Origin of the sequence: Methylocystis bryophila (genome assembly GCF_027925445.1) — a bacterium.
GTDB lineage: Bacteria > Pseudomonadota > Alphaproteobacteria > Rhizobiales > Beijerinckiaceae > Methylocystis > Methylocystis bryophila.
This window is the reverse complement of record NZ_AP027149.1, coordinates 4,034,907-4,057,992: the sequence shown is the minus strand read 5'-3', so window position 1 is coordinate 4,057,992 and position 23,086 is coordinate 4,034,907. Positions and strand designations below refer to the sequence as shown.

General features: G+C 61.9%; 22 protein-coding genes. 4 read left to right on the top strand and 18 right to left on the bottom strand.

Annotation, left to right across the window (positions count from 1 at the left end; genetic code table 11):
• The first annotated feature begins 223 nt into the window (after positions 1-223).
• The 3 genes from QMG80_RS18710 (at position 224) to QMG80_RS18700 (ending at position 3,602) form a co-directional block, all read left to right on the top strand.
• Complete coding sequence (locus QMG80_RS18710) at positions 224-1,519, top strand: PQQ-dependent sugar dehydrogenase (RefSeq protein WP_245300059.1); 1,296 nt, start codon at positions 224-226, stop codon at positions 1,517-1,519.
• Positions 1,520-1,857: 338 nt separating this feature from the next.
• Positions 1,858-2,022, top strand: coding sequence for a formaldehyde-activating enzyme (locus tag QMG80_RS18705; protein ID WP_158658598.1), 165 nt, complete (start codon positions 1,858-1,860; stop codon positions 2,020-2,022).
• Positions 2,019-3,602, top strand: a complete 1,584-nt coding sequence (locus QMG80_RS18700; protein WP_245300058.1) for a PepSY domain-containing protein — start codon at positions 2,019-2,021, stop codon at positions 3,600-3,602. Before QMG80_RS18705 ends, QMG80_RS18700 begins: the two co-directional genes overlap by 4 nt.
• 379 nt (positions 3,603-3,981) lie before the next feature.
• Here QMG80_RS18700 and QMG80_RS18695 read toward each other — a convergent pair whose 3' ends face one another.
• Genes QMG80_RS18695 through QMG80_RS18685 form a run of 3 tightly spaced genes read right to left on the bottom strand, consistent with a single transcriptional unit; the run spans position 3,982 to position 6,200 of the window.
• Positions 3,982-4,509 (bottom strand): GlcG/HbpS family heme-binding protein, encoded by a 528-nt coding sequence (locus QMG80_RS18695; RefSeq protein ID WP_158658597.1) that lies wholly within the window; start codon positions 4,507-4,509, stop codon positions 3,982-3,984.
• 52 nt (positions 4,510-4,561) lie between these two features.
• Positions 4,562-4,786 carry a hypothetical protein gene (locus QMG80_RS18690; protein WP_085770538.1) on the bottom strand — a complete coding sequence of 75 codons (225 nt, stop codon included), beginning with the start codon at positions 4,784-4,786 and terminating at the stop codon, positions 4,562-4,564.
• Between the two features lies 1 nt (position 4,787).
• Complete coding sequence (locus tag QMG80_RS18685; protein ID WP_085770537.1) at positions 4,788-6,200, bottom strand: arylsulfotransferase family protein; 1,413 nt, start codon at positions 6,198-6,200, stop codon at positions 4,788-4,790.
• Between the two features lie 325 nt (positions 6,201-6,525).
• On the opposite strand from QMG80_RS18685, the gene ribA reads away from it, so the two are divergent.
• Complete coding sequence (gene ribA / locus QMG80_RS18680; RefSeq protein WP_085770536.1) at positions 6,526-7,608, top strand: GTP cyclohydrolase II RibA; 1,083 nt, start codon at positions 6,526-6,528, stop codon at positions 7,606-7,608.
• A gap of 62 nt (positions 7,609-7,670) precedes the next feature.
• Here the strand turns inward: ribA and QMG80_RS18675 are convergent, their stop codons facing one another.
• The 15 genes from QMG80_RS18675 to QMG80_RS18605 all read right to left on the bottom strand — a co-directional run bounded on the left by QMG80_RS18675 (position 7,671) and on the right by QMG80_RS18605 (position 23,012).
• Positions 7,671-8,105 (bottom strand): RrF2 family transcriptional regulator, encoded by a 435-nt coding sequence (locus QMG80_RS18675; protein ID WP_085770535.1) that lies wholly within the window; start codon positions 8,103-8,105, stop codon positions 7,671-7,673.
• 264 nt (positions 8,106-8,369) lie between these two features.
• Positions 8,370-8,813: a protein TolR gene (tolR, locus tag QMG80_RS18670; RefSeq protein ID WP_085770534.1), complete on the bottom strand. Its 444-nt coding sequence runs from the start codon at positions 8,811-8,813 to the stop codon at positions 8,370-8,372.
• Entirely contained in the window at positions 8,794-9,534 is a 741-nt protein-coding gene (locus tag QMG80_RS18665; protein ID WP_085770533.1) for a MotA/TolQ/ExbB proton channel family protein, read from the bottom strand. Before QMG80_RS18665 ends, tolR begins: the two co-directional genes overlap by 20 nt.
• Before the next feature lie 30 nt (positions 9,535-9,564).
• Positions 9,565-10,353 (bottom strand): hypothetical protein, encoded by a 789-nt coding sequence (locus QMG80_RS18660; RefSeq protein WP_085770532.1) that lies wholly within the window; start codon positions 10,351-10,353, stop codon positions 9,565-9,567.
• Positions 10,354-10,493: 140 nt separating this feature from the next.
• Entirely contained in the window at positions 10,494-11,348 is an 855-nt protein-coding gene (locus tag QMG80_RS18655; RefSeq protein ID WP_085770531.1) for an outer membrane protein, read from the bottom strand.
• A gap of 293 nt (positions 11,349-11,641) precedes the next feature.
• Positions 11,642-14,341, bottom strand: a complete 2,700-nt coding sequence (locus QMG80_RS18650) for a TonB-dependent receptor (RefSeq protein ID WP_245300057.1) — start codon at positions 14,339-14,341, stop codon at positions 11,642-11,644.
• A gap of 502 nt (positions 14,342-14,843) precedes the next feature.
• Complete coding sequence (locus tag QMG80_RS18645; protein ID WP_085770530.1) at positions 14,844-15,590, bottom strand: cytochrome b/b6 domain-containing protein; 747 nt, start codon at positions 15,588-15,590, stop codon at positions 14,844-14,846.
• A gap of 104 nt (positions 15,591-15,694) precedes the next feature.
• The gene (locus QMG80_RS18640) at positions 15,695-16,222 is read right to left on the bottom strand and encodes a c-type cytochrome (RefSeq protein WP_085770529.1); all 528 of its coding nucleotides are present in this window, start codon (positions 16,220-16,222) and stop codon (positions 15,695-15,697) included.
• 51 nt (positions 16,223-16,273) lie between these two features.
• Positions 16,274-16,834, bottom strand: a complete 561-nt coding sequence (locus QMG80_RS18635) for a peroxiredoxin (RefSeq protein ID WP_085770528.1) — start codon at positions 16,832-16,834, stop codon at positions 16,274-16,276.
• A 33-nt stretch (positions 16,835-16,867) separates the two neighbouring features.
• Positions 16,868-17,410 (bottom strand): sulfurtransferase, encoded by a 543-nt coding sequence (locus QMG80_RS18630; RefSeq protein WP_085773511.1) that lies wholly within the window; start codon positions 17,408-17,410, stop codon positions 16,868-16,870.
• Positions 17,411-17,445: 35 nt separating this feature from the next.
• Complete coding sequence (locus QMG80_RS18625) at positions 17,446-18,336, bottom strand: dienelactone hydrolase family protein (RefSeq protein WP_085770527.1); 891 nt, start codon at positions 18,334-18,336, stop codon at positions 17,446-17,448.
• 33 nt (positions 18,337-18,369) lie between these two features.
• Complete coding sequence (locus tag QMG80_RS18620) at positions 18,370-18,741, bottom strand: hypothetical protein (RefSeq protein ID WP_245300056.1); 372 nt, start codon at positions 18,739-18,741, stop codon at positions 18,370-18,372.
• Positions 18,742-18,809: 68 nt separating this feature from the next.
• The gene (locus tag QMG80_RS18615; protein ID WP_085770526.1) at positions 18,810-19,145 is read right to left on the bottom strand and encodes a cupredoxin domain-containing protein; all 336 of its coding nucleotides are present in this window, start codon (positions 19,143-19,145) and stop codon (positions 18,810-18,812) included.
• Positions 19,146-19,159: 14 nt separating this feature from the next.
• The gene (locus tag QMG80_RS18610; protein WP_085770525.1) at positions 19,160-20,614 is read right to left on the bottom strand and encodes a DUF1501 domain-containing protein; all 1,455 of its coding nucleotides are present in this window, start codon (positions 20,612-20,614) and stop codon (positions 19,160-19,162) included.
• Positions 20,615-20,648: 34 nt separating this feature from the next.
• Positions 20,649-23,012, bottom strand: coding sequence for a DUF1549 and DUF1553 domain-containing protein (locus QMG80_RS18605; protein ID WP_085770524.1), 2,364 nt, complete (start codon positions 23,010-23,012; stop codon positions 20,649-20,651).
• Positions 23,013-23,086 lie beyond the last annotated feature (74 nt).

The window sequence follows — 23,086 nt, the reverse complement described above, 5'->3', positions numbered from 1 at the left end:
ATCATACTTAAAAGATATGATAAACTGCAAAATGACGCCGCCGGCGAATCTCCAGACGGGCAGCTTGCTAAGGCATTGTCTGAGTTGACGGTTTGGGAGTGCTATTTACATATCTCTTAAATAGATATAAAAATCTTCATGCTGAGGGGGCGTTATGGATAGAGCGGCTTTGAGAGTTTTGGCGGTCGCGGCCTCGGCCGCATTGAGCTTGGCGGCGGTTCGATTGTCGTCAGCCGACTCCAGATCCGCTCTGGAGGGCGCCGCCGCGCTCGGCGATTGGCGCTCCGACGCGCCAGGCGTGGGGCGCAGGATATCGCCGACCGATCTTCCCGCTCCTTATGCCGGAGAACTCGCGGCCTCCCGCTCGCAAGTGGTCGGGCGCCCCGAGGGCGCCTCGCTCAAGGCCCCGGACGGTTTTTCGGTCGAGCTCTTCGCATCTGGGCTCAACGGCCCTCGGGTGATCCGCGTGGCTCCGAACGGCGACGTCTTCGTGACGGAAAGCCACGGCGGCCAAGTGCGCGTCTTGCCTGCGAGACGCTCTGGCGAGGCGCCGCAGAGCGAGGTCTTCGTTTCCGGTCTCGAGCGCCCCTATGGGCTCGCCTTCTATCCTCCTGGCCCCGATCCACGATGGCTCTATGTCTCGACGTCCTCGCAGGTGCGCCGCTACCCCTATCAGGCCGGCCAGCTGAAGGCCGGGGGTGAGGGCGAGATCGTCATCAACGATCTTCCGGCCGACGCAGGCCATTGGACGCGGGACCTTCTATTTTCCCGAGACGGCAAGACGCTTTACGTCGCCGTCGGCTCCAAGAGCAATGTCGCCGAAGGACATGTTCGTCCCTCTCCCGAAGAAGTCGCCGTCTTGGAGAAGGCCGACGGCCTCGGCGCCGGCTTTGGCCCCGAACATCACCGCGCCGACGTCCTCGCCTTCGATCCTGACGGCGGACACAGACGGGTCTTCGCCACGGGCCTTCGCAATTGTGCGGGGCTCGGGTTGCGTCCCGGCACTGAGGAGCTCTGGTGCGTCGTCAACGAACGCGACATGCTGGGCGACAACCTGCCGCCTGACTATGCGACGCGCGTCAAGCCGGGCGGCTTTTACGGCTGGCCTTGGTATTACATCGGCGCGCATGAGGATCCACGCCATGCGGGCGAGCGGCCGGACCTCGCGGACAAGGTCATCACGCCGGACATCCTGATTCAGGCGCATTCCGCGCCGCTCGGGTTGACCTTCTATGAGGGCGCGCAATTTCCGGCAGGCTTCAATGGCGACGCCTTTGTCACGCTGCACGGCTCCTGGAACCGCTCCAAACGCACCGGCTACAAGGTCGTTCGGCTACGTTTTAAGGAGGGCGCGCCGACGGGCGAATATGAGGACTTTCTAACCGGCTTCGTCCTCGCGGAGGACGACTCCAAGGTTTGGGGCCGTCCCGTCGACTCGGCCGTTGCGCCCGATGGTTCGCTGCTTGTGACAGAAGACGGCAATGGCGCCATTTGGCGCGTCTCTTACGGGCAGAAGTAGCGGTCCCGCTGCGGGGCGAAACCCGTGTCGGCGAAAAGCGCGGCGGGACATGCGGATGCGCCGCAGAGCTATGGCCGCAGTCTCTGCGCGCGTTGCGTAGGCGATGACCGGAGCATCAGGGGCGTCGCTCTCGTAAATATATGTTACCGATAGATTTATGGCAAACTGCGAGTCTGTCGCTCTTCTAATTTAGCTAAAATCTGCGGCTATCGCTTGCATATTCATAGTATATATGTATGAATAATGCCGCCAGCTTCGCCCGAAGCTTTCGCTCATTGCGAGCGCAATCGACCTCCCCCGATTGCGCTCGCAGGAGGCAAGAAGGTCCATGGAGGTAGATGAACAAACAGCTCGCCGGCGACAGGCTGATCGGCGAGGGCGATGACGTCGCGCACATCGACCTGCTCACTGGACTGCGCGGAAGCGCCGCCGAGGCCCCGTTCGCCGATGCTCCTTTGAGCGACAAGGACGGCTCCTCCATCCGAAAGAAAATCGGCTCATGAACGTCATGCTCATTTTTGCGCATCGTTGGATTGGCGTCGCGCTGGCGCTTTTCATGCTGACATGGATCTCATCCGGGACGCTCATCGCCTTCGTCGAGGCTCCTTCGATCAGCCCTGGGCTCAGGTTGTTGCGAACGCAAGCTTTGGAGCCTCGCGAGGGGTGGCTTTCGCTTGGCGAAGCGCTCGCGCGGAGCGCCGTCGCACGTCGCGGCGAGCCGGGAAACGACGCAGGCTTCGCTGACGCGCGTTTGCGTCGACTCGACGGGACGCCGGCTTGGATCATAGAGGATGGTCGCGGCCAGCGTTTCGCGATTTCAGCTATCGATGGCGGCTTGATCGAGGTGACGCCGCAAAAGGCGGAAAGAATCGCTAGCGCTTGGTTGGAGGTCGAAGCGGAGGAAGCTCCGGATATTTCCTACATCGGCACGATCGATGCGCCGATCGGGCTTCGCAACGCTGAGGCGCTAAAACCCTTTCATCGCTTCGCTGTCGACGACGGCTTGGGGACGCAGGTGATCGTTTCCGCGCGCACCGGCGAGGTCGTGCAGAAGCTCACGCGTACACAGCGCGCGGTCGCTTATGCTGGGAACTGGCTGCATCTCTTTCGCTGGCTCGACTCGATCGGCGCGGCGGATTATCGGCGTGGCGCGCTAAGTTGTGCTGGCTTCCTCGCTGCGACGGCCGCTCTCACCGGCCTCGTCGTCGGCTGGATTCGTTGGCGCCCAGGCCTATTCGGCCGGCCAACCTATCTCGGCGGACGTGTGCAGCCGTTCCGGGAATTCTGGCTCAAATATCATTTCTGGGCGGGACTCCTCGGGGGAACATTTGCTCTGTCATGGGCGGCGAGCGGCTTCCTCTCGACCAATCCCGGTCAGATTTTCTCATCCGCCAATACGAGCCCTGCGGAGCTTTCGCATTTTCGCGGTGAGCGACCGGCGGCGATCATCTGGGAGTGGAAGCCTGGCGCGCCGCTTGCGATCAGCGAGGACGTCCTCGAGCTGCAATGGAGTCGCCTCGGCGACGCTGCGAAGCTTTTTGCGCTCACGCGCCGCGGCGAGCGGCGACGTGTCGATCTCCAGGGCACAATCGGTTCTTACAGTGAGGCGGAGCTCCTTGCCGCAGCCGGCCGTGTCGCCGGAGAGACGAAGATCGCGGCGCATGAGCTCATCGACAGCTACGACGCCTATTATTACCCCAATCATCGGCAGACGGCTGAGGACAAGCCACTCCCAGCGCTGCGCGTAGATCTCGCGGATGCAAAACATTCGTCGTTCTATCTCGATCCGCTGCAAGGGCGGCTCGTCGCGAAGCTCGATGACAGCCTCCGCTGGCGTCGCTGGCTGTATTCTGCGGCTCACCATTGGGATTTCGGCTGGTTCCGTAATGCCGGAGTGTGGAGCGTCTGGATCGGGACATGCATTGGCAGCGTGATCGTGCTCAGCCTCAGCGCGCTGGTGCTCGGTTGGCGGAGACTGCGGCGAAGCGTTCGGCCGGTCACCGCGCGCTTTCCGATTCCAAGGATCGCCAGAGTCACAAAAACTTCCGCGGCGCCGAGCACGACGCAGCAGGTTTCTCCTTGATAGGGGCGACGCGCGCCAAAACTTTCAGAAATGGGGCGAGGGAAAATGACGGTCAAAGCCCAGTCCGGCGCCAGGGCCCGGCGCGCATGAAAGGAATCTCTCTATGATAGCGAGCATAGCTGTTTCTTTTCTCTGGTTGGCGACGGTCTTCAACTTTCAGAGATCGTTGCGCTGGAGGCCGGTCCTCGCTCGTCGTTGCAAGTTGCCCAGGCAGCGCCAACGAAATGCGCGGGTCCCTAACTGAGGATCGTATCAAATCGCTGTCAACGCGCCGGTCCCCGCAAAAAAAGGAGCGGCCGCGGGAGCGGCCGCCAAGTCGGAGGAAGAGGACAGGGGTTAGTAGGGTGACAAGTCGGGCCGGGGAGAAAGCCTCGCTATCTTATTTCAATCGCGATTGGATCTTCTGCACTCCGGCCAGCGCATATTGCTCGTCCTTCTCCGAGCCGCGCGCGCCGCCAACACCGATCGCGCCGACGATCTCGTCATTGACCTTGAGGAGGAGCGCGCCCGCGCGAGCGACATAGGTCGGATTTGCGGCGACCTTTTCGGCGAGATCCTTGTCGGTCTTGACCTGCTCGGCGAGCTGTCCCGAAGACTCCTTGAACGCGAGCGCTGCTTGCGCCTTGAAATTGCTATTTTGCACGGCGCGCGGGCCGACGCCGTCTGAAACCAGCACGGCCTTTAGCACGCCGGCCGAGTCGATGACGCTTACCGCGACCTTTTGCTCGCCTGCCTTGCTGGCGTCGAGCGCAGCCTGCGCCGCTTCGAGCGCGAGGTCGAGAGCGGGTCCACGCGCTGGCGGCGGCGGAGGGTTTTGCTGTGGAGCGGCGGTCTGTCCACTCGCGAGCTCAGCGCTTGCGAAAAGAATTAGAGCCGAAAGGCCGATTTGACGGAAGCGTGGTTTCATCATGACTCCAGACATTGCGTTGGGCTGCGGGTTGGAATGCGGGCTCACGGACTCACTTCTCACCGACGACGCCCTTTCTCACGCTCAGCTCGATCGCCGCGTTGCGCGCCTCGTCGGCGCCACGAAAGCGATCGTCTTCGAGCCTAGCGAAAGCGTTGTCGAAAGCGTGGAAGCGATACCCATCTCCATTTTGCGTGACGACGCCGATCAGGCTCTGGCCGATCGCAACGGGATGAGCGTAAAACAGCGCGGTTTGTTGAGCCTTATTGGCTATCACGTCACTTCTCCTTGACCGGCAAGTGGTAGGCGGTGTTTTCCGGCGGAACGACCGCGCTCTCGCCGTGCGACGTTCCTGCGGGCGCCCATTCATAGGGAACGGGTTGCGCTCGATAGACGCCGTAATTGATTGTCGCCTTTCCGGTCTCCGCATCCTTTCCGCGGCGCGGGTAGGGGTTCACATATTCCCAGACGATCTCGCCCGAGGGGGTTACCTGAAAGAACCGCCCGATCTGGCCCTCGTCGATGAAGGTGTTGCCGTTGGGAAGCCGTCGGGCGTTGCTGATGTGCGTGCTTCGGAAGCTCCAGCCCGCGCCTCCCGTGTCTGCCGCCGAATATTGCCAGACAATCTGCTGCGTGACGGGATTGATCTCGATTACGCGCGATCCGCCAGTAAGCGTTGTTGCAACGGACGGATAGCCCGCGGCGCCTTGATTGTCGAAAACGAGAAGGTTGCCGGCGCCTGGAACGCCTTTGGGAATGATCTGGGCGTCATGCTGACCGGAGATTTGATCGATGGGGCGCGGAAGCTTGCGCGACGCGCCGCCGCCGTCCGCTGCGATGGGCGGGAAATGCGGGCCCAGCGTCCAAACGATCTTGCGGGTCTTGCGGTCGATGATCGCGATGAAATTGGCGTTGCGCGAGTCGAAGATCAGATTCTCGGGCGCAAAGCGCTCATCTCCCTCGTCGAACCAATGGTTCGGCCCGACGGGCTTCAGATTGTTCACATGGAGATAATCCGCGTTTTTCGATCCCTTCACGAGTTTGAGCTCTTCCGGCGTGAAGCCGATCTCGTCTATGTGGTCCGAGGCGGCCCAGGTCCAAACGATCTCGCCCTCCGGATTGACCTCGTAAGCAAGGTCGTCGAGCACTTGCGGCGCGGCGAAGCCTGGAAGAGGGTAAACGATATTGGAGAGCACCAGCGTGTTTCCATTTGGCAGGCGCGCGATGTCGTGATGCTGTTGCGCACGACCGCCGGGCGCCGTGGGGCCGAAACGCCAGACCGTGGCGCCGTCCCAATCGACCTCTCCGACCGTCTTCACGATGCGGGTCAGAACGCGGCCGGGGACCAAATCCGTCCCTTTGCCTTCCTCGCTTTCGAGCGTCACGAAAACATGTCCGCGCGCGCCGCCATTCAGTGCGGGATCGATGAAGACCGACGGTTGCCCCGTGAACTTCCACTCATGGGCGACGTTTCCGTTGAGATCGATCAGCCGTGAGACGCCGTCGCCACCAGCGAAGAAAACGAAGGAGTTGAAGGCGCGAGCGGGATCGTAGATCGTCGTCCCCGTGGGAAAGACGCTCGGCTCCGCGCAGGCCGCCGTCGCGGCGCAAAGGGTTGCGGCCGAGATAAGGATGCGCCTCGCTCGCGAGCGAGACGACCTTTTGCGACGCAAGAAAGACCACACGCCCATCTGTCTCTCCTCTCTCTCCGTCGGCTGCCTCGCCGATCTCTTTGGCATTATAAGCATATCAAATTAGTATGATAAAGCGAAAAATTCAGCGCTGTGGAAAAGCGGCCATGGCTGCGTGTCATTGCTCCCTGGCGGAGGCTGCAACATACGGAAATGTATCTTATTATGGCGATATAGGATGCGGTCTGAAGAAGCCTGGCTCTGCGCCGACGTCGTGGCTCCTGACATTCTGAACAGCCAGGTGCTCTCATTAAAGATATTTACGCAGTAGGAATTATAAATTATATGCAGCAGTGATTGAATTCGAAGAAACGAGGCTCTACCCGTGTCCTATCGACGACTCCCTTCCGTAGGCCAGGTCGACGTCGAGCGAGTCATCGCCGAAGTCCGCGCAGGCCGGCCCGCGGTGCTGCGCGACGGCGCCGAACGCCTGGTCGTCGCGGCGGCCGAGGCCTTCGATGAGACGCTCGTGAGAGAATTCGAGTTCTCGGCGCCTGGCGCGGCTCGACTGGTGCTCTCGGCTTCGCGCCTGCGACACTTGGGTCTCAGCCGCGGGGAAGCCGGTTTTGTCGCGCTGCCGCACATTGAATTGGCGCGCCTTCGCGCGCTCGCCTTCGGCCTCGACGCCCGCGTCGACGCGCCGGTTGCTCCGCTGACGCCCCTTTACGAAGGCGCTCTGGAGTTGATGCGACTCGCGCAACTTCTGCCCGCCGTTGTGGTTCTCGCGGCCTCCGGCGCCGAAGCGCTGTTGCCGAATCTTCTTTCTGTGTCGCTTCCCCATCTCTTGGGCTATCGCGCTTCGCGGCGCGCGACTCTCCGCATTGTGAGCCGCGCCAACGTTCCGCTCGAAGGCGCGAGCGCTTGCGAGTTCGTCGTGTTCCGCGGCGGCGAAGGCCTACGAGACCAGATTGCGATCGTCGTGGGGAGGCCGGACTGCTCGCAGCCAGTCCCTGTGCGCCTGCACTCGGCCTGCTTGACCGGCGATCTCTTTGGCAGCCTCAAATGCGATTGCGGCGATCAGTTGCGTCACACTGTGCGCGTCATGGCGCAAGAAGGCGTCGGCGTGCTGCTGTATCTGGATCAAGAAGGACGCGGCAATGGAATCTCGACGAAGATCCGCGCCTATGACCTGCAAGCGCTCGGATTGGACACGTTCGAGGCGGATGAAGCGCTCGGTTATGGCCATGATCAGCGCGACTTCGCCTTCGCCGCCGACATGCTGCAGGCGCTTGGCGTGACGCGCGTGCGTCTGATGACAAACAATCCGGTCAAGATCGCCGCCTTGGAGGAGGCGGGGCTCGAGGTTGTTTCCGCGCATCGCGTTTTGGGGAGGCGCAATGCGCATAATCGCCGCTATCTCGCCGCCAAGCGGGACCGGGCGGGTCATCTGCTCGAGCTGGACGCTTGAATGCGACTTTCCCTGATCCCCTGGTGCGCTGACGCGCAAGGTCCTTGGCGGGAGGGGCGACCTCAACGCAATCCGCGAGCTTCCCGGTTTCCGCGACCACGCAGCGAGGCGATGCTCGTGCGGTCGAGGATCAGCGCGATCGACTCGCGCACGTCCAGCATGATGTCGCGAATCGCGCAGGCGTCCTCATCCGGACAATCGGCGCACCGCTGATAGGCGGTCTTGCTCGCGCAGGGAATCGGCGCCAGCGGCCCGTCGAGGATGCGGATGATCTGTCCGACCGTGATGTTCTCCGGCGGCCGCGCCAGCCGGTGGCCGCCGCCCTTGCCCTTGCGGCTGTTCACGATGCCGGCGTTGCGCAGCTCCACCATGATGGCGTCGAGGAACTTGCGCGGGATATTATTGTCCTTTGCGATGTCGCTCGCAAGGCATTGGTCCTCCGCGGCAGCAAGATGGATCAGCGCCTTGAGGCCATATTTCGCCTTGTTGGATAGCATCGAAGGGAAGGCTCCCCGCGGGTTCCCAGCCGCGACGAATCGCGGGGAATGACTTTCAGGAGCGGGGAGTCTAACGGGAATTGGCTTTCTTTCCTATCGAGAAAGAAATCTCCCCGCCCCGCCGAGGTCGGCGGGGCGGGGCGGTTGGGGGAGCCGAACCGAGGACGCGGTCAACGGGGAGGTCATTCGGGTCGCGATTCGTCTCGATCGCGCTTTAGAGCGCGCCCCACCGGTTGGGATCACGCGATCGAACAGTGAGACGCCCTAGCGGCTCGGCCCGCCGCCGCCTTTTGCCTCCGAGACGAGCGCCACCTTGGCATAGCCGGCTGCATTGATCGCGCCCATCGCCTCCGCGACTCTGCCATAGGAAACCGACTTGTCCGCGCGGACATGCACTCGCCGGTCGCGATCGTTCTCGCTTCGCTGCTGCAGTGCGGCGAGCAGGCCCTGAACGTCGTCCGCCCCAGTCTTGTCGACGAAGAAGCCGCCGCCGGCGTCCACGCTCACGACGATCGGCGGTTGCTGATCGTTGAGCTGCTTTGCAGCTGTCTTTGGCAGATCGACCGGGACGCCCGCGGTCATCAAAGGCGCGGCGACCATGAAGACGATCAGCAGAACGAGCATCACATCGACGAGCGGCGTCACATTGATGTCGGCGATGGGCGCCGAATCGAATTCGGAGTCGTTCTTACGCAGCGCGAAGGCCATTGCGGTCCCCTTTCTTGGAAAGTTGGCGGGAAAGCTCCACCTCGAACACGCCGATGAAGGAGGTGAGTCTTCTGCCGTAGGCAGAGATGTCTCCGCTGATGCGGTTGTAAAAGATGACCGCCGGAATGGCCGCGACGAGTCCGAGCGCGGTCGCGAACAGGGCCTCGGCGATGCCCGGCGCGACGACGGAGAGGCTCGTGTTGTTGGAGGCGGCGATGCCCTGGAAGGAGTTCATGATGCCCCAGACCGTGCCGAAGAGCCCGACGAAGGGGGCGACCGCGCCGATCGTCGCGAGGCTCGGCAGCCGATCCTGCAGATGATGGAGGGAAGCGGAGCTTGCGAGCTGCGCCACGCGATGCACGCGCTCCTGCAGGCCGTCCCGCTGAGCCTCCGTATGCGCGAAATCTTGCGAGCGCTGATATTCCTCGACCATCGCCCTGTAGATCTCCACGAGCGGATCGCCCTTCGGCGCTGAGGTGAAGCCTTCGGCGATGCTCGACACGGGCAATCCATTCCGGATGCTCTCAAACAGACGGTCCGCGCGGCGATGCAGAATGCTTAGGCGAACGAGCTTCTCCGCGGTGACGCCCAGGCCCCAGGCTGCCGCAAGGATCAGGATGACCACGACCGATTTCACGATCGAATCAGCCTGCAAGAAGAGCTCGATTGGCGTCAATGTATGCGCCAGGGCCGCCGAGGCGGTGTTTGCTGCGTCACTCATGCGATAACCTTTCGTTTCTTGATGAGAGGATCAGGGGCCGCTGAAGCTGATCGCGCCGGAGAGCGATCCGGGTTTGCCGGGCGCCGGAACGGAGCTGCATCGCGCTCCGATGCGGTTGGCGATGCCGTCGAGAGCCGCGTTTCCGGAGGAGGAGATCGAGAAGGAGGTGACCGAGCCGGAGGCGCTGATCGACGCGTGATAGGTGACGCGTCCGGAACGGGGAGCGTCGATGTTCGAGGCGGCGCGCTGCAGACAAGAATGCAGGGCGTTTGCAGCCTGCGACATGGTCGCGCCGGGCTTCGCTTCCGAGACCGTGCGAGGCCCCACGGCGGCGGGCTTTCGCTCGGCGTTCTCGTGATCTCTTGATCTTTCGTGATTGGGTCGCGCCTCATGGGCGGGAGCCGGCTTACGCTCCCGGGGCTTTTCCACTTTTTCCACCTTCTTGAGCGGCTTCGGCTTCTCGATCGGCTTTTGCTCGATCGGCGCGATGGGCTGCAAGGCCGGCGGCGGGGGGAGGTCGTCGAGAGTCATCGTCTCCGGCGGCGGCGGAACATCCTCCGGCGGCGCCTCTTCTTCAGCGGGCAAGGGCGCCAGCTCGACAACTTGCAGCTCTTCGACCGGCGCTTCATTGGCGCGGAAGCCGACGGTCAAAAAGGCCGCGAGCATCGCCAAATAAGCGACGATCGCGCCGACGCGCGCGAAGTGATTTGGCGGCGGAGCGGGGATGCGAAGTAGCGACTGCGCGCCGGCCCTTGTCGAGTCGTCAAACGGTTCGGGCTCTTGAAGGGGCGCATCGAACGGCGCGGCGGCTAGCGTCATCTGTTGGCGTCTCTCTTGGGGAGTGCGTGAAGGAACGGTAACATAACAAATCCTATAGAAGCAATAGATAATTTGCCGCTCCTTCGGCGCGCCGCAAAGGCGGCCGAAGGCTGATGATGCGGCTTGAGGCGCTCACGCTGTCAGTCGATCAGCTTATCGATTTTTTCGACGTCGAAGAGCTTAGGCGCGCCGCCCCATTTGATGTGATAGTTCACGCCGATGCGAACGACACTGCCGTCGAAGCGCGTGTTGGATCGCGCCGTCGTGATGGCGGCCACGCCGCCAGACTTGTAGTTGAGCTGGACGCCCGACGTCTGTATCGAGCCGAGATTGTAATAGAAATATTCGGCCTTGACGCTCCACTTCGGCAGGAACTGCCATTCGGCGCCGCCGCCAACCGAAAAGCCGGTGAGCGTGGAGGTCTGATAGTCGTTGAGCTGCAGCGACGCGGCCTTCCAGATGCCGAAATAATTGGCCGAGAGCGTTCCTTGCCCATAGGCTAACCCCCCCGTGCCATAAACAAGAAACACCGGGTTAACGAGGTAGCCCAGGCGGGCTCTCACCGTCCCAAGAGATCCCTGGCTTTTAGAGAAGGAAGTCGCTGAGTTGGTCGAGACGAGATTGGCCGTGCCGGCGCCGCCCGCGAGCCCCTGGATGTCGGCTTCGACGCCGATCAGCAGATGCTTGCCCCACTGATAATTCCATCCCACTTGTCCGCCGCCAATGAATTCACTGGTTTTGACCGACTGTAGGACAGGGATATTGCCCAAGGCCGCCTGGGTGGCGAAGCCGCCTGACAGCGTTTCGAGATAGGTCTGCTGAATCGTATTGGTGATGGACCAGTCATAACCGGCGTTCGCGCCGAGATAGAACCCAGTCCACGACGGCGGCGGAGGTGGTTCCGGCGGCGCCTTCACGGATGGAAGATCCGCTGCACGCGCAAAAGTCGAGATTGACGCCACGACGGCGGCGGTGGTGATGAGAAGCTTTTTCATTTGGACACCTCGTTACAGTTACATCTTGCGCCGCCCGGCGCGGGGTTGTTCGAGTTCTCGTCTTTTCACCTTCTCGCGCTTTCGCGATTGAATCAACTATCTCTACTAGGAAACTGTGCTATCGCGCGCTTTTTTGCGTCGCTGTTGCAGCGAGGACACAGTTGCTGTCGCGAAGAGTCGGCCCGCAAAACATGGTCGCCAGCGCGGCACGCGATGGAGCGGCGCGAGACCTTCGCTCGACGATGAGTTTGCGGGACGCGGAAGCACGAAGAGGCGCGCGTTCTTTTGTTTGATCAGTAGAGCTTGACGCTCAGCGTGCCGCCGAAGGTGCGGGGCGTGTTCGGGCCGAATGTGACGGTGCCGGGAGAGGTGTTGCTCCCGATCGTCCCGCCAATGAGATAACGCGCGTCCGCCAGATTCTTGACCCAGAGATTGGCGCTGTATCTTCCGTCGTCGGTTTTCAAACCGATTCCTGCATTGATCAGCGAGTAGGACGGCTGCCCGAGATAATAGAGTGAAAGCGGCTCGGAAAGCTGGCTACGATAAAACCAGGAGAGGTTGGCGTAGCCGAATGCGGAAACCGGCAAAGCATAGCCATAATCCCGCAGCGCCGCGCCGAGGGGCTGCTCGTAATTGGCGCCGAGGTTGAAGGAGTAGGGCGAGAAGGGCGCATTGCCGCTCACGCCCGAAGTGACGCGTTGACCAGACAGATTGACGAAGAGCGGAGCGGCGATCCCATTGACGTTGGACCCCGCCGGCCAGAGCCAGTCCGGCGAGGGCGCGGCCTGCGGAAAGCTGACGTAGCGCAAATCCGTGGCCTGGCCCGAGAAGTTGATCCACAAGCGGTCGATCGGGCTCCAGCGCGTGTCGAACTCGAAACCGCGCGAGCGCACCTGCGGGATGTTGCTCAGATATTGCTTGCGCAGCGGCGTGCCGGTCACGTCAAGGAATCGCGTGTCCACCAGGATCGATTGGAAGTCATAGATGTCGTTCCAGAAGACGTTGAGGTTCACGATGAGCCTGTTGTCGAGCCAATTCGTCTTGACGCCGAGCTCATAATCCCAAGAGACTTCCGGATGGGTGATGAGGCGCTGAAAGCCCAGAAATTGGCCGGAGCTGTTCAAAAGAGGCAGCGCGTTCGTATTAATCGCTCCCGATTTCTCGCCGCGCGCCACGGAGGTGTAGGCGAGTATGTTCTCATTGTAGCGATAGGACGGGTTGATGAGCCCTGAGAGCGAGTCGGTGCGCTGCGTCTGACCGCCGGTATCGAAGAAGCTGTATCCGCCGAGCGCCGTCTGCACGGCGCCGATGCCGGCGGCGGTCGTGTTGCCGTTGACCCAACCAAAGTCCGAGCCCTCTCGGATTTCATAAGTATTGCGCAGGCCCGTGGTGAGCGTCCACTGCTCGTCGAGGTGCCATGAGGTTTGGGCGAAGCCCGCGGCGCTGAAGGTGCGCGCGATGCCGTTTTGATGGCTCGTGTCGCCCCAGAGAAGAAAGGGGCTCGCTGAGGGATTGCCAGAAAACCACGCCGACGCCTCGGGGCCATAGAATTGCCGATTCTGCGACAAGACGGTCTCTCGCAGCAGATAGGTTCCAATGGTCCATTCCAGCGTTTCGTCCTTTGGCGAAGCTAGACGGTTTTCGAGCGAATATTGATCGACGTAAACGTCATAGCCTGTCGCGGCGATGTCCGTGTTCTGCCCCAGCGTGCTGCCGCCGCCCGAGGACGAGATGGAGCCTGAAGACGTGTTGCGCGGATGCAGGGTGAACTCTCGCCATGCCGCGACCGAGGTGAAGGTGTCCTCGCCAACCGGGTGGTTGATCTCGTTTGAAACGCCCGTCGTGCGCTGATCGAGATTGCCGAGTTTCGTCAACTGAGGATAGTAAGGGTTCAGGCTCGTCGTCGGCAGATTCAGCCGCTTGGCGAGAGTCGTCGAAAAGGGAGTATCGACCGCGCCATTCGCATAGAAGGGGAAAGAGTTGAAGGCAGGTGCCCCGAAATTGTTGGTCTCGTCCGAGCGCAACCGATCGAAAATCAGCCGATCGGTGAGCAAGTCGCCCGTATAATAAAGCTGCCCGCGCACGCCCCAGCGGTTATTGTCCAAGACGCCGGGCTCGCCGGTTCCATAGTTATGGATCCAGCGGTCGCTCTTTTCCAGGTAGAAGGTGGCGCGCGCCGCGAGCGTCTCAGGGATGATGGGTCCCGTCACGTTCAGCCGCTCGATGAAATGATTATAATTGCCGAAGGATGTGTCTACCGTGGCAGACGGCTCGAAGGACGGAAGCTGCGTGTGAATGATCACGGCGCCGACGGTCGTATTTTTGCCGAGCAGCGTGCCCTGGGGGCCGCGCGCCACCTCAAAGGATTGGAGATCGACGTAATTTGCCCATTGGAAGCCGACATGCGTGAAGAACACATTGTCGACGATCATGCCCGTTGCGGATTCTGAGCCGTCAGCGCCGCCAGATATGCCCGTGATGCCGCGGATCGCGATGGCGGAGGTGCGCGGATTGGTGATGTAGGGCACGAAGTTCGGAACTTTCGTAGCGAGGTCCTGCAGACGGTCGAGGAGTTGCACCTCGGCTGTCTTTCCGCCGACGACGCTGACCGGAAGCGGCACGTCTTGCGCCTTCTCTTCGCGCAGTCGTGCGGTCACCTTCACCTCCTCCACCGTCGCGCTCGAGGGGCCGCTGGATGCAGCAACGACTGCGGCCGCAGCCTGCGGCTGAGTAGGCTGAGATTGTGCTTGCGCGGCCGCTTCCTGCGGCTTGGGTTTCGACGCGGCAGGCTTCGGCTTCGCAGGCGCCGCCTTGGGTTTTTGCGTGGGAGCGGCCGCCGGCGCGCTCTGTGCGGGCGGGCTGGCGCCTTGATACTGCGCGAAGCTTTGCGCTGCGTCTAAGCCGACAACTGCTATGCTTCCTATCAACGTGACCGAGGCGAGCCTCGAGCCGCGCATGAGACGCGAACGAAGAGACGGCAGATGACCAGGCATTTCAAACTCCTTACGATTCTTGCCGACTCATCGGCTGATCTCCTCCGACCGGACGTCGCATCGACTGCGCTACTGGTCTTTGTATAGCTACAAACTAAGTAGGAAAATGAGCGATGGTCAAGCTTCCGAGGCGCGATAGAATCGCTATTTAGCGGTTTCATGTCGGAATCCTCTCGCGTGTTGCAGAAGTGCAACAGTAGGAATATCGCGCGATCTCGCGAAGGCTGTGGCTGATCCCAAGCCTTGCGGGTTTTTGATTTGGAGCGCGTCCCGACCGCGTAATTCCACGCGATCGTGAGGCGCTCTAGATCACGCTGCGTTCAGACGGGGTCGCCTGAACGCAGAAAACCTGATCGATTCCGGGAGTTTTGGGCGCGATATGTGCGAAAGGTCGGCTTCCACATTTTCGCGTCGCGCTCTAGCAATCTTGGGGAGAGCGCGTCGGCATGACCGATGATGCGCTGCGACGCTGAATTGTGAGCCCAAGCGCCGTGGCGCGGCTTCACAAGCCTGCAGTGTCGAAGTCGGCGGCGGGCGCGAAATGTAGGAGGGTCGCGAGGCCAAGGCTGATGGCGATGAAGAGCGCTACAGCGAGAACCCCGCGCGATGATCTGATTTCCTCATGCGCCTCGACAAGATGGCCCGGTTTGTTGCCGGTGATCATCGCGCTCACGAGATTATCGCCCTTCAGGCGCCAATGCGCGAGAACGGCCCCGACATGCAGGATCACCGCTGCGACGATCACATAAAAAAGTTTGCGATGAAGCGACGTCAAATTGAGGCTAAGGCTCTTTGACACAAGCCCGGCGAGGGGGCCGGTGTTGAAGATCTCGTCATTCGCGAAGAGGCCGAAACCCGCCTGCGTTCCGAGCAGCGCGAGCAACAGCAGCACCATCAACGCCCCCAGAGGATTATGGCCGGCGTGGCGCGTCTTCCATCCGCGGCCGGTTGCATGCAGGTAGCGCAGCACGCCTTTGGGGCCTCTGACGAAATTCACAAAGCGCGCATGTTTGGGTCCTACGAAGCCCCACCACACGCGGAAGACGACGAGAACGATGACCGCATAGCCAAAAAAGGCGTGATAGGCGAAATATTTGACGCCGAGCTTGTTCGTCATGAAGGCGCCGAGGAGGGAGGCGACGAGGCTCCAGTGAACGAAGCGGACCGGCCAATCCCACACGCGCCGGCGCGAGGCGAGAGCGGGCTCGTGTCGCGAAGCGGCTGGACGATCGCGTTCCACGGCGGTCATGGGCTTTCCTCATTCAGGTTGAGATCTCAAAGGCGGAGCGTCGCATTTCACGATGCAGAGTGAACGGGACGCTCCGCCACGGCGCGTCACGGGGAGACGCGTCTCTATTTAAGCTTGTAAAGATCGTGGCAGCCCTTGCAGTCCTGAGCCAGCGAGGCGACGGCGGCCTTCCAGGCGTCGGTGGCGCCTTTCTCCCTGGCGTTGACTTCGGCGAGATTGGCGGCGTCGGCTTCAAAGGTCTTCAGCTTCTTGTCGAAATCGGCGCGATCGCTCCAAATCTCCGCCTTCGCCTTGCTCTCCGGCTCTCCGACATTGGATCCTTCGGGAAAACTCTCGGCGGGCACCTTTGCCAACAAAGCGATTCGGGCGGCGCGCTTCGTCGCCTCCGCTTCGTCGTACGCAGCAGCGCCCTTCGCGATGGCGCCAAAATAGCGGAAGGAATTGCCGATGAGCTGATAGGCGGCGCGCCGGTTTTCCACCGCGATGCGCGTAGGCGAGGGCGGCGCGGCCGGCGCCTTATCGGCGGCGGGAGGCGCATTTTGCGTCCAGGCGCTCGCGAGCGGAAGCAGGCTGAAGACTGTGACCGCGCCGATACGGCGAACGCGGCGTTGAATACGAGAGTTACCCTTCATTCTTCCTTGCTCCATGTGAGAGATTTGGCGCGCCGCGCCAAAGGCGTCAGGTCAATGCGAGTGCTCAGTCTTCCATTTTTGGACGAAGGCGAGCGCGCTTTGAACATGATTGACGGGATTGGCGTCGACGAGAGCGAAAACGATCTTGCCGTCGGCGATGACATAAGAAATGCGATCGGCGACCTCGCCGCCGCTGGGGCTTGGCTTGTCGCGGCGCGCGTCATAAGCCTTGATTGTCGAGAGCGAGGGGTCGGCGCCGACAGGGAATTTGTCTCGGCACTCCTTCGAGGAAAACTCCTTCTGGACCTCGATCGGGTCGCTCGAAACGCCGAGAACGGCCGCGCCCGCCGCCTGGAAATCATCCTGATGGTCGGCGAATTCATGCGCCTCGATCGTGCAGCCGCGCGTGAAGGATTTCGGATAGAAGTAAAGGACGACGGGTCCTTTCTCGAGCTGTTTGGCCAAAGAGAAATCGAATTCCTTCCCCCCGAGCGCGGCCGGAAGGGAGAAATTGGGCGCAGCGTCGCCAATCTTTAGCGTCGCCAGCGCGCCATTCGTTGATAGGCAGAGCATCGCGGCGAGCACTGCTCCGCTCCATATTATTCTGCGCATGGCGTGCGCTCCTCAAAGTGCGGGGAAAAGAGATCAGGGTTTGGTCGGCGAAGCGGCAGGCGCTGCGGCTTGGGGCGTCTGCGCGCCTTCCGCATTTGCGGCGACCCTCGGCGGGGGCGGCTGCAGCTTGGTGAGCACGCCGCCTTCGTCCTGATAGTCGAGCACGCCGATGGCGCCGACGACATGGAAGCCCAAGCCGGTGAGAATGTCGCCGACCGCGCCGGCGCGATGCGCGCGATTGGAGACGGTGACGATCAAGCGGTCGCGCGGAATCAGCGATAGGCTCCTCTGCACGTCGGAGGGCTGCAGGCTGAAATAGACGGGAAAGCCGCCATTCTTGGTGAGCTCGTCGGGGCGACGCAGATCAATGACCAGCAGTTGCTCGGGCCGTGCGTTCAAGGCGTCGAAGGCGGCGCGATTGAGCCGGAGCGTTTTATAGGTGTAGGCAGGATCATTTGCCGGCGTGACGGCGGGGGCAGGGGCGGCGCCGGCGGAGGGAGCGCTCGCCTGCTGTGCGAGCGTCGACGAAGCCGACGCAGCAAGGAAAGCGGCGAGAAGGATCGAAGCGGTTCTCATGAGCGGTGACTCCGGTGAGACGTTGTTGCGCATGCTCAGCCGCGCAAATGCCTGTTGAAGAAATCGACGGTGCGGCCCCACGCGAGCTTTGCGGCGTTTTCGTCGTATCGAGGCGTCGTATCGTTGTTGAAACCGTGCTGCACGCCCGGATAAACGAAGGCTTCGTAGTCGATCTTGGCGGCCTTGAGCGCTGCTTCATAGGCGGGCCAACCGGCGTTGACGCGATCGTCCGCGCCGGCGAATTGCAGGAGCAGCGGCGCCTTGATGTTAGCGACCTCCTCTGCTGGCGGCGCGGCGCCATAGAAGGGAACGCCCGCGGCGAGATCGGGGCGCTTCGTCGCAAGGAAATTCACGACGCCGCCGCCATAGCAGAAACCCACGGCGCCGACCTTGCCGTTGCCGATCGGGCAAGTCTTCAGCACATTGAAGGCCGTGAGAAAATCGTTGCGCGTCTTCTGCTGGTCGAGCTTGGAGAAGAGCTCGCGCGCCTTGTCCTCATCGCCGGGATAGCCGCCCAGCGGCGCGAGAGCGTCCGGCGCGAACACGATGAAATTGTCGAGCGCGAGGCGCCGTGCGATGTCCTCGATGTGCGGATTGAGCCCACGGTTCTCGTGGATGACGAGGATCGTCGGCAGCTTGCCGGACGCATTCGCCGGCTGAACGAAATAGCCTTTGACAGTCCCGTAACCGTCGGGAGACGCGGTCTCCAGCGTCTTGCCCTTGATGCGCGGATCGTCGGGCTTGACCTGCTGAGCCTCGGCGAAGCGAGGCGAAAGCGCCTCGAGAAAAGCCGCGCTGCCAGCTGCGCCGATGGCGAGGTTCTTCGCACCCTCGAAAAAGCCGCGCCGATCGATGTATCCATGCACGAAAAGATCGAAGAGCTTCAGCACGTCAGGTGGAAAATCCGCGATGGTTTTGCGGCTCATTTTTGCTGTCTCCTTCGGCGACAAGGAAGCCGGTTAGCGCGCGAGGCGCGGCTTGTAGATGTCGTGACAAGATTTGCAGACGGTGGTTGCTTCCCGTGCGGTCGCCGCAGCGGCCTCGAAATCGGCCTTGCCGATCGAGGCGCGCGCCTCGGCAATGAGCTTGCCTCCCTTGCGCGAGATTTCAACTGCGTCTTCGGTTCCGGGCTTCCTGCGGAAATAGTCTTCCGTGTATCGGAAGCCGCCGGCGAGCACCTCGGCGTCCTCCAGCGCGGCGTCGGCGTTTTGCGCCGTGATGTCGGGCTCGAAAAATTTCACTGTGCGTTCGAGATCGCGCATCAGATCGTCGTCATAGTCTCGATAGTCGGAGAGCGGCGTAGCGGTCGCCGCGCTGGCGAGGAGACTCATGCCGAAAGCCCATGCCATTTTGCGCCTTTGCATTCCTTCAACCAACCCATGTCTTAAGCGCGGAGCGCTTATGGCTTCACGACGATCCTTGCGCTCATCGACCCATGGAGGCCGCAACGAATGACGATCTCGCCCGCTCGATCCATGACGATGGAGTAGGCTTCGTCCTGATCCATCTGTTCGTTCGAGCGAAAAATCTCAGTTCCGTCGCGGATGCCGACGACCGAATGCGGAAGCTCGTCGCGATTGACGAAGCTCACGCGCTCTCCGATCGACGCTGTGAGCGTCGGCGGGTCGAAAGCGAATTTCTCGATCGCCATCGACTTCGCCGCGACTGCTCCGCCAGGCAGAGCGACGATCGCCAACGCGATCGTCGCAGCCGAGAGCCACAATCTGGTGGGCATCGCTTTCCTGCGAGCTACGCCAGAATATCCTTGACCACCTTGCCGTAGACCACGGTGGGGCGCTCCGAGCGGCCCGCCCGCAAGTAAATCGTCTTGAGATGATCAAGGCCGAGGAGCTGCAGAACAGTGGCGTGGACGTCATAGGTGTCCACGGGGTTCTCCGCCGTCTTCAAGCCGATCTCGTCGGTCGAGCCATAGGTCAGGCCGTGTTTCAGGCCGCCGCCCGCGAGCCACTGCGTGTAGCCCCAGGGGTTGTGATCGCGTCCATCGCCGCTTTGACCGTAGGGCGTGCGGCCGAACTCAGAGGTCCAAACGACGAGCGTTTGGTCGAGCAGGCCGCGCTGCGCGAGATCCGCGAGCAATCCCGCAACGGGCTTGTCGATCGCCTTGGTGTGGGCTTCGTGGTTCTTCTCGAGAGCGCGGTGCGCGTCCCAGCTCGCGTCGTCCCCTTGGCCCAGAATATTGATCGGACCCGTCACGACATGGACGAATCGCACATTGCGCTCGACGAGACGGCGTGCGCGCAACAGCACCGTTCCCATCTCTTTCGAGGCGTCGTCGTTGAGGCCGTAGAGCGCCTTGGTGGCGTCGCTTTCCTTGGAGAGATCGACCGCCTCGGGGGCCGTCGACTCCATGCGATAGGCGAGATCATAGGAGCGCGTGCGCGCGGCGAGCTCGCTGTCCTCGGGATGCGCCGCTGCGCCGATGTCGTTGAGTTTCTTCAAGAGGTCGAGACTGTCGCGCTGCTGCTTAGCGGCAATGAGCTCCGGCGGCGCCTGATAGAGGATCGGCTCTGCAGTCGGCCGGAAGGCCGTGCCCTGATAAACTGCAGGCAGGAAACCGGAACTCCAGTTGACTGAACCGGCGCGCGGCTCGCGCTGGCCGCCGTAGAGCACGACATAGGGCGGCAGGTCTGGATTGGCGGAGCCGAGCGCATAAACGACCCAGGCGCCGAGCGAAGGCCGGCCCGGGCTGACGTCGCCGGTGTTGAGCTTCAGGATCGAGATGTCGTGGGTGGCGCCGACCGTTACGCTCGATTTAATGAAGGTGAGCTTGTCGGCGTGCTCAGCGATATTGGGCAGCCAGTCGGAGAACCAGGCGCCGCTTTGGCCGTACTGCTTCCATGTGCGCTTCGAGGCGAAGAGCTTGCCGACGCCGCCCTGCGTGCTGGTCTTGATGCCCTTTAGGAACGACTCGGGGACCTCCTGGCCCGCAAGACGGACGAGCTCCGGCTTGTAATCATAGAGATCAAGGCTGCTCGGCGCGCCGTCAATATGCAACCAGATGACGGATTTCACCTTGGGCGCGAAATGGGGAGGCTTCGGCGCCAGCGGATCGACGAAGTCCGCGGCGTTGGCCATCGGCGCGCCGAACCAGCCGCCGCCGGGCATGAGCCCGCTCACGGCGTATCCACTCACACCATAGGCTGCGCCCCGCAGCCATTCGCGTCGCGACGTTTTGATCAGCATGGCTATATTCCTTTGGGATCGTTGGCGTGTCAGTTCAGAAGCGGTAGACGAACTCGTTGGAGTTCAAGACAGTGTGCACGAGATCGACGAAGGCTGAGGCCTTCAAGGGATCATCCGGCTTCACCTTGACCCCGACCGGAACAGCGAGCGCGAGCTTGCCGTCGTCGGCTTTTTCGACGAGTGTTTTCTGGTGTTGCGAGAGGAAGATCTTGAGCGCTTCCTTCTCTTCTTCCTTGGGTTGGCGCGCGAAGAGGATCTGATAGAGCCGCTCGAGCTGCGCATCCTCGTTCCAACCCACCTCGTTGATGATGCGGCCGGCGAGCGCCTGCGACCAGCCGAAGACGATGTCGCTGTTGACGAGCGTCAGGGCCTGCAGCGGAGTCGTCGTCACATCGCGCTTGCTGTGAATCTGCTGCGCGTTCGCCATGTCGAAGGTTTCGAGCAGCGGATAGGGCAGGCTGCGCCGCGTGAAGATGTAGAGGCTGCGGCGCGTGTAGTCCTTGGGGTCCTTCGAGGTGGTCCACGACGGATCCGCGTTGAAATTCCCGCCGCCGGTGAGATTTGCCGGGATTGGCGGGAAGACGCTCGGGCCGCCCACCTGCTCATTGAGCTTGCCGGAAGCGACGAGGATCGAGTCGCGGATTTCTTCCGCCTCGAGCCGCTTGCGCGGGAAGACGGCGAGGAGCTTATTGTCGGGATCGGCCTTCGCCACTTCTTCGCGGAAGTTCGAGGATTGGCGATAGGTGGAGGAGAGCAGGATCTGGCGGTGCAGCCCCTTCACGTCCCAGCCCGATTTCACGAAGTCGTAGGCCAGGTAGTCTAGGAGCTCCTGATTTGTCGGCTTGTCTCCCGCCTTGCCGAAATCGCTGACCGTGGCGACGATGCCTTTGCCGAAATATTGATTCCAGATGCGGTTGGCGAACACCCGGGCGGTCAGCGGATTGCTCGGGCTGACGAGCCAGTTGGCGAGCGCCGTGCGGCGTCCCGATGAGCCTTCGAGCGGCTTGATGTCGGGTTTTTCGCTGGTGATCGCTTCGGGGAAGGCGGGCTGCACCTCATCGAGCGGGCGCTCGTGATTGCCCCCGAAGAAGACGAAGGTCCGCGGCGAGTCGGAGTGTCCAAGCTCTGTCGCCGTCGTGAAAGTGTCGGAGCCGCGAGCCGGCTTTTTATTCGTGAATTTTTTCAGCTCCTGGGTGAGCTTCTGATACTCTTCCCACTTCTTGACGATTTCGTCGCGGTGCTCCGGCGCCTCTTTGTCCTCGGCCGCGTAACGGAGAAAAGCCGAGAGCGAGACGTCGTCAGTCACGACCTCGAGTCGGTGATTGACCCAGCGGTCGAGCGCGCTCCACTGGTCTTTGGGCTTGAAGATCGAGTCGCGGCTGTCTGTGAGGTAGCGCTCCTTGTGATATTTCAGCGCCGCGTCGCGGACCGAGTCGATGATCGCCTTCTGCTTGTCGCGTATGTCCTTCGTGGCTTCGTCGTAGATCGCCTGCGCCTTCAGATACTGCTCTTCCTGCTCGCCCTTTACGGCGGGCGCCTTCTCGTCGAAGGCGGTGTTGGCGAAGAAGGCCTGCAGCGAATAGTAGTCCTTCTGCGAGAACTTGTCGGTCTTGTGGTTGTGGCAACGGGCGCAGCCCACCGTTGTGCCGAGGACGGCCTGGCCGACCGTGTCGACCATATCGGTTGTGATTTGATATTTGCGTTGAACAAGATCGCGGGAATTGGAATTGTCGGGGTATCCGGCGAGGAAACCTGTCGCGACGAGCACCTTTTGATCATTGGGCGCGATTTCATCGCCTGCGATCTGCTCCTGAATGAAGCGCGAATAAGGCTTATCCTCATTGAAGGCGTTGATCACATAATCGCGATAGCGGAATAAATTGGGCCGAGTGCTATCGTTTTGAAACCCCGAGCTGTCGGCGTAGCGGGCGAGGTCGAGCCAAAGGCGCGCCTGCCGCTCGCCATAACGGGACGACGCGAGCAGGCGATCCACGAGCTTCTCATAGGCGTCCGGAGACGCGTCGGCCACAAAGGCCGAGACCTCCTCGGGCGATGGGATGACACCCCAGACGTCGAGCGTCGCGCGTCGGATGAAGGTCGCGCGATCCGCCTCGGGGGAGGGCGCGAGGCCTTTCGTCTCGATCTTGCTGAGCACGAAGGCGTCGAGAGGCTTGCGCACCCACTCCTTCTTGGCGACGACCGGCAGGAATTGCTCCTGAACCGGCTGCCAGGACCATAAGGGCTTGGAGGCGGGCTTAGGGGCAGCGTCCGCTTGCGGCGCCGCTTCGACGACGGAGGCCGCAGGCGGAGAGGCCAGTTTCTCATCGCCCGCCGCAAGGGCTGCGATTGAAGCCGTGGTCAGGAGCGTCGCTAACCCAAAACCGATCGTCTTTCTCATTTCCAAGGCCCCTGTTGGCGTTCGAGCGCAGAGCTTCGCTCGCGGCTGTGCGGATATTCCTACTGTTTGAGTCA